We start from the raw sequence: 6,800 nt of genomic DNA on the forward strand, positions 1-6,800 counted from the left end.
CGATTGCGCGTAGGAGAGAGAAAGCGGCCGCGCCCGCCGCGCCGCATCGAGCACGGGGATGGCAGCCACCGGCGCGGCCGGCGCCTCGCCTGCTACCAACGCAGCCAGCGCGCTCAGGCTCCGGCTCTCGAAGAGTTGACGCGGCGAGATCTGCACGCCGCGCTTGCGCGCACGCCCCACCACCTTGAGACTCAGGATCGAGTCGCCGCCCAGCGCGAAGAAGTTGTCGTCGCGGCCGATGCGCTCGAGGCCCAGCACCTCGGCCCAGACGGCCGCCAATGCTTCCTCCACCTCGCCCACCGGTGCCGCTCCGGCCCGCTCGCCGCCCTGCTCCGGTTCCGGCAGCGCCCTGCGGTCCAGCTTGCCGTTGGCATTCAAGGGCAAGGCCTGCAGCACCATGATCGCGGCCGGCACCATGTACTCCGGCAGGCTCCGCGCCAGTTGTGCTCGCAGCGCCTCGCCATCGATCGAAGCGCCCGCCGCGCCGACGACATAGCCGAAAAGGCGCGTGCGTCCATCCTCGCTGTCGCGCGCCAGGACTTCGGCCTCCTGCACGCCAGGCTGCATCCGCAGCGACTGCGCGATCTCCTTGAGCTCGACGCGAAAGCCGCGCACCTTCACCTGGTCGTCGACGCGCCCGAGAAACTCCACGCTTCCGTCCGCCAGCAGGCGCACGCGGTCGCCGCTGCGGTACAGCCTCTCGCCGGCCGCGAACGGATTGGCGACGAAGCGCTCGGCCGTCATGCCGGCGCGACCGGCATAGCCGTGCGCCAGTCCCGCGCCGCCCAGGTACAGCTCGCCGGCCACGCCCCGCGGCACCGGTTGGAGATCGGCATCGAGCACATGAGCGGCACTGTTGGGCAGCGGCCGTCCCACCGGCAACGTGGCGGACCGCCGCAGCGCCTGGCCGGCATCCTGCGTCAGGATGCCCACCGTGGTCTCGGTCGGCCCGTAGTGATTGAGCACGCGCATCCGCGGGCGCATCGCGGCGACGCGATCGAGTAGCGGCCAGCGCGTGGCCTCGCCGCCCATGATGAGCAGCTGGCGCGGAAGTACGTCCGCGGGCTCGCGCGCGTTCAGCAAGGCCTGCAGATGGCTGGGCACGATCTTGAGCACGTCGACGCGATGGCGGCTCATGTACTCGGCGAAGCGGTCCGGATCGAAGGCCCGTTCCGCCGAAATCAGATGAAGCAGCCGGCCGGCGCACAGCGCGCCGAAGAGCACGGTGTGCCCCAGGTCGGCGGCGACCGTGGAGACCATCGCCATGCTGGCGGCGCTTTCCGGCAGTTCGAGCCGCGCCAGCACGCCGTGCACGTAGTTGGCCAGCGCGCCGCGATCGATCGCTACGCCCTTGGGACGCCCGGTCGAGCCGGAGGTGTAGATGAGGTAGGCGGTCTGGCGCGGATTCGGTGCGGCGATCGGGAAGTCCACCGGCGCATCCGCGGCGGCCGACAGCGAGAGCGGCAGCACCGCGATCCCCGGCGTCCATGCAGGCTCATCCACGCTCAGCATCAGCGCCATGCCGCTGTCGCGCACCTGGTAGGCCAGCCGATCGGCCGGCAGCGCCGGGTCGAGCGGCACGTACACGCCGCCCGCCTTGAGCACGGCCAGCAGGCCGAGCACAAGTTCGATCGAGCGCGGCGCATGCACGCCCACGCGGACCTCGGGCCCGACTCCGCGCGCGACCAGCTGCGCCGCCAGCGCCTGCGCCATTGCATCGAGCCCGGCACGCGTGACCACCTGCTCCTCGCAGCGCAGAGCCGGCGCCTCGCCGGCCGCGGCCACGCTGCGCGCCCAGCAGGCGATCACGTCGTCGGCGGCCTGGCGCGTCAGCGTCTCGCCCACCGCCTGCGACGGCGCCACGGCGGGCAGCAGCTCGACGAGCGGCCGATCGGGCGCGGCCGAAACGCGCTGCGCCATCTCGGCCAGCAGCTCGGCCATGCGCGCCACGGTGCTCGCGTCGAAGATGTCCACCGCGTACGCAAACTCGCAGGCGATCTCGCGCGGCCGGACCGTGAAGTCCAGGCTGAGATCGAAATGCGCATGCACGGCGTCGGCGCCGCGCATGTGCAGCGCCAGGCCGCCGAAGCGGTCGAGCCCGGCGGCCTCCTGCTGCTCGGTGCACTTGACCTGGAACAGCGGATGGACGCCGGCCTCGCGCTCGACCGCGAGCGCGGACACCAGCAGATCGAAGGGACACTCGGCATGCGAATGCGCATCGAGCACGGTCTCGCGCACCGCCGCCAGCAGGGCCCGGAAATCGGCGCGCAGGTTCAACTGCGTGCGCAGCACCAGCACGTTGGTGAGGTAGCCCACGAGCCGATGCGTCTCGGCCCGCCTGCGATCGGCCACCGGCGTGCCGACGTGGATATCGCCCGTGCCGCAGCAGCGCGCCAGCACCAGCTTCAGCAGCGCCAGCATCACCATGAATACGCTGCTGCCGGTGGATTCGGCCAGCCGGCGCACGCCGGCGGCCAGCGCATCGGACAGCACGAAGCGGTGCAGCGCACCGGCGTCGCTGCGCACCGGCGGGCGCGGCCGGTCCATCGGCAAGGGCAGCGCCGCCTGCTGCGCATCGCCGAGGCGGCGCTTCCAGTGCGCGAGCTGCCGCTCGATCTCGCCCGCCGCACTCCACTCGTGCTGCCACGCCGCGTGGTCGGCGAACTGGATCGGCAGGGTCGGCAAAGCCGCGACCCGGCCCGCCACGCGCGCTTCGTACAGCGCAGCCAAATCCTGCACCAGCACCGCCTCCGACCAGCCGTCGGCCGCGATGTGATGCGCCACGATCGACAGCCAATGCGTACAGGCGTCCAGCCGCACCAGCAGGACCCGCCACACGGGGCCGGTTTCCAGGTCGAAGGGTTGCAGCGCATGCCGCTGCGCCCGCGCATGCGCTTCGGATTCGCGCCCGGCCGCGGGCCAGACCGAAAGGTCCTCCACCTGCAGCAGACCCGGCACGCCCGGCTGCGGCAGCTGCTGGAGCTCGCCCTCCGCATCCGGACGGAAGACCGTGCGCAGCACTTCATGGCGCAAGGCCAGGTCATCCACCGCCGCGGACAGGGCCTCGGCATCGAGCGCGCCGCCCAGCACCAGCGTGCCCGCCAGGTTGTAGGCGGCGCTTTGCGGCGCCATGCGCCAGGTGAGCCACAGGCCCCGCTGCGCGTGGGATGCGGGTAGCGGCTCGTCGCGCCGGAAAGGCACGATGGGCAGCGCCGATGCATTCATGCCCTGTTCCGCCAGGCGCCGCAGCAGGGCCAGGCGCTGCGGCTTGGGCAGAGCTGCCAGGCGTTCGGCGAGTCGTTGCGCCTCGAGTTGCATAGGTCGTCTATTCCAGTTCGGCAAGCAGCGCGTCGATGGCTGCAAGTTGTTGGGAGCGCTGCTGTGCCTTTCGGCCATGCGCGGCCTGCGCGTTCGACAGGCCGGCCAGGGTCGGCAGCTCGAAGATCGTTCGCAGGGGAAGCTCGATGCCGTGCCGCTGCCGCGCGATGGCGGCCGCTTCCATGACCTTCAATGAATGGCCGCCAAGCTCGAAAAAGTTGTCGTGGCGACCGATACGCTCGATGCCGAGCACCTCGGCCCAGATGGCGGCCAGCGCCTCCTCCAGCTCACCCTCCGGCGCCTCGTACACGCCCTCGGCGCCGTAGGTCGGCACCGGCAGCGCGCGCCGGTCGACCTTGCCGTTGGCATTCAGCGGCAGCGCCTCCAGCACCATGATCGCGCTGGGCACCATGTACTCCGGCAGCGCGTGCCCGAGCCGTTCGCGCAGCGCCGCGCTTGCGCGCTCGTCCTCGAACCCGTGCCCCTCGCGCAGCGCCACGTAGCCCACGATGCGCGTTTCGCCGGCAGCCTCGTTCGCCACCACCATGGCTTCCCTGACCTCGGGCTGCCGCAGCAGCCCGGCCTCGATCTCGCCGAGCTCGATGCGGAAGCCGCGGATCTTGACCTGGTGGTCGATCCGGCCCAGGTACTCCAGCTGCCCCTGCGCATTCCACTTCACCAGGTCCCCGGTGCGGTACAGCCTGCCGCCGCGCTCGTCGAAGGGATCGGCCACGAAGCGCTCGGCCGTCAGGGCCGCGCGGTTCAGGTAGCCGCGCGCCAGGCCGTCGCCGCTGACATGGAGCTCGCCGGGCACCTCGACGGGCGTCAGGTTGAGCTCAGCATCCAGCACCCTCATCCCCAGGTCCGGGATGTTCACGCCCACCGGGCTGCGCCGACCCTCTTCCAGGTCCGCGCGCGTGATCGGCCGGTACGTCACGTGCACCGTCGTCTCCGTGATCCCGTACATGTTGACCAGCTGCGGCCGCTCGTCGCCGAAGCGCTCCATCCACGGTCTGAGCATCTGCGGCTCCAACGCTTCGCCACCGAAGATCACGCAGCGCAGCGCGAGGCCCTGGCCCTGGTCCGCATCCTGTTCCACCGCATGGATCAGCTGGCCGAATGCCGACGGCGTCTGGTTGAGCACCGTCACCTGCTGCTCGCGCAGCAGCGCCAGGAACTCCTGCGGCGAGCGGCTGACCCAGTACGGCACCACCACCAATTTGCCGCCCGTGCTCAAGGCGCCGAACATCTCCCACACCGAGAAGTCGAAGGCGTAGGAGTGGAAGAGCGTCCACACGTCCGAGGTGCCGAAGCGGAACCACGGCTCGGTGGCGGCCAGCAGCCGGCTGACGTTGGAGTGGCTCAGTTGCGCCCCCTTGGGCCGGCCCGTCGAGCCCGAGGTGTAGATCACGTAGGCCAGGTTCCGGCCGTCGACCCGCACCTGCGGGTCCTGCGCCGGTTCGTCCTTCAGGTCCAGTGCGTCCACTTCGAGCACCCGAAGGTCGCCGCTCACCGGAACCTTCTCCTTCAGGCTGCCGTCCGTCAGCAGCAGCCCGATGCCGCTGTCGCCCACCATGTACGACAGCCTTTCGGACGGATAGTCCGGGTCCAGCGGCACGTACGCGCCGCCCGACTTCAGGATCGCAAGCAGCGCCACCACCATGTCGAAGGAACGCTGCAGCGCGACCCCCACCCGCACGTCGGGGCCCACGCCGCAGCGAATCAGGCGATGCGCCAGGCGGTTGGCCCTGGCGTTGAGCTCGGCATAGCTCAGTTGCGCATCGCCGAAGACGAGCGCCGTGGCATCCGGCCTCTCCTGCACCTGCCGCTCGATGAGCCGGTGCAGCGGTTGCACATCCGGATGGCGCTTCTCGTTGATGCCCCATTGCCGAAGCTGGCGTTGCTCGGTCTCGCCCAGAAGTTCGAGCTCGCACAGCAGCCTGGCAGGCTCGTTCGCGAGCGCATCGGCCAGTCCCTTCAATGCGGCATGCAGCAGGCCGACCAGGCGATCGGCGTCCACGGGGACACTGGCCTGGATCGTGAGCTCGAAGCCTGCTTCCAGGTCGTCCACCGACACGGTGATCGGGTAGTTCGTGCGTTCCTCGCCGCCGAGCACCGTCATGCCTTCCCAGCCCTTCAGGCGTTCGGCCTCGTCATGCGAAGACCGGCCATGGCGGTAGTTGAGCAAGGTCGAGAACAGCGGCGTGCCGCCGGGCAAGGCGCTGCAGCGCTGCGCCAGCGCGAGGCTCGCGTGTTCGTGGTGCAGCAGATCGGTCAGCAGGGCATGGGTCTGCCGCAGGCAGGGCTGCGCTTCCTGCGCGCCGACGCGGATGCGCACCGGCAGCGTGTTGATGAACATGCCCAGCGCGCGCTCGGCGCCCGCACCGCCCTGCATGCGGCCGAACAGCACGGTGCCGAAGACGACGTCGCGCTGGCCCGTGATCCGGGCCAGCACCATGGCCCAAGCCAGGTGGAACAGCGCGGCGGCGCTCACCCCTCGGCTGCGCGCCTGCCGGCGCAGGCTGCGGGCCAGTTCCGCCTCCAGCACGAGCCGCGTCTCGAGAATGCGGGAACCATCGCCCTGCACGTCCAGCAGGCCGAAGGGCGCGGTGGGCTCGTCCACGTCGCCCAGCATGGCCGAGAAGAAGGCCTCGTGCTCGGCCCGGCCAAGGCCCCGCCGCGCCTGCGCCACGAAGCGGCGGAACGGCACCGGCCGCGGCAGCGTGCCCTCGCGGCCCTGCCGGATCACTGCCGCCTCCTCCACCAGCAGCTCCATCGTGGCGTGGTCCAGCACCAGATGGTGGCAAGGCAGTTGCAGCAGCCAGCGGCCATGGGCCGGATCGCGCGCCGCAACGGCGCGGATCATCGGCGCCTGACGAACGTCGATGCGGAAATCGCCGGCGCGCACATGCGCGCTCAGCCGCTCGGCGACATGGACGTCCTCGCATGCCAGCCATTCGAGCGCCAGCGACGCCTGCCGCTGCACCACCTGCACCGGCGCCGGAAGCCCCTCCCACAGCACCGCGGTGCGCAGGATGTCGTGGCGCGCGATGACCCGGCCAAGCATCTCCATGAAGCCGCGCAGCCCCTCTTCGGAGTCGAAGCTGATCGCGCCGTGCGTAATGTAGACATCGCCCTGCACTTGCAGCAGGTGGTGGAACAGGATGCCTTCCTGCAGCGGGCCCAGCGGATAGATGTCCTGCACGTTGGCGGCGCCGCCGGGCACGCAGGCCGCGATGCGCAGGATCTGCTCGGCGTCGAGCGCGACCAGGTCGAGCATGTCGGGGCGGATGGCTTCGCAGCCCTCGGGAATGCCCGAGAGATCGTGCTGCGCCGGGTCCGCAGCAGCAGCATCGCCGCTGCGCTCCAGGGTCAGCGCGAAGGCCTGAAGCCGCGGCGCCTGGAACAGCGATCGCACCTGTGCACCCCAGCCCCGAGCGCGCATCCGCTCCAGCAGCTGGATCGCGAGCAGCGAGTGGCCG

The 6,800-nt window shown here is 70.8% G+C and carries 2 protein-coding genes; both read right to left on the reverse strand.

Going from position 1 to position 6,800, the window contains the following annotated elements:
* On the reverse strand, positions 1-3,318 hold a 3,318-nt coding region (locus EJI01_RS27860), incomplete at its 3' end, for a non-ribosomal peptide synthetase (RefSeq protein WP_185879100.1).
* A gap of 7 nt (positions 3,319-3,325) precedes the next feature.
* The coding region (locus EJI01_RS27865; protein WP_126840351.1) for a non-ribosomal peptide synthetase at positions 3,326-6,800 on the reverse strand (3,475 nt) is incomplete at its 5' end.

The sequence above is a fragment of the Variovorax sp. MHTC-1 genome, from assembly GCF_003984645.1.
In the GTDB taxonomy this organism is placed as follows: Bacteria; Pseudomonadota; Gammaproteobacteria; order Burkholderiales; family Burkholderiaceae_C; genus Variovorax.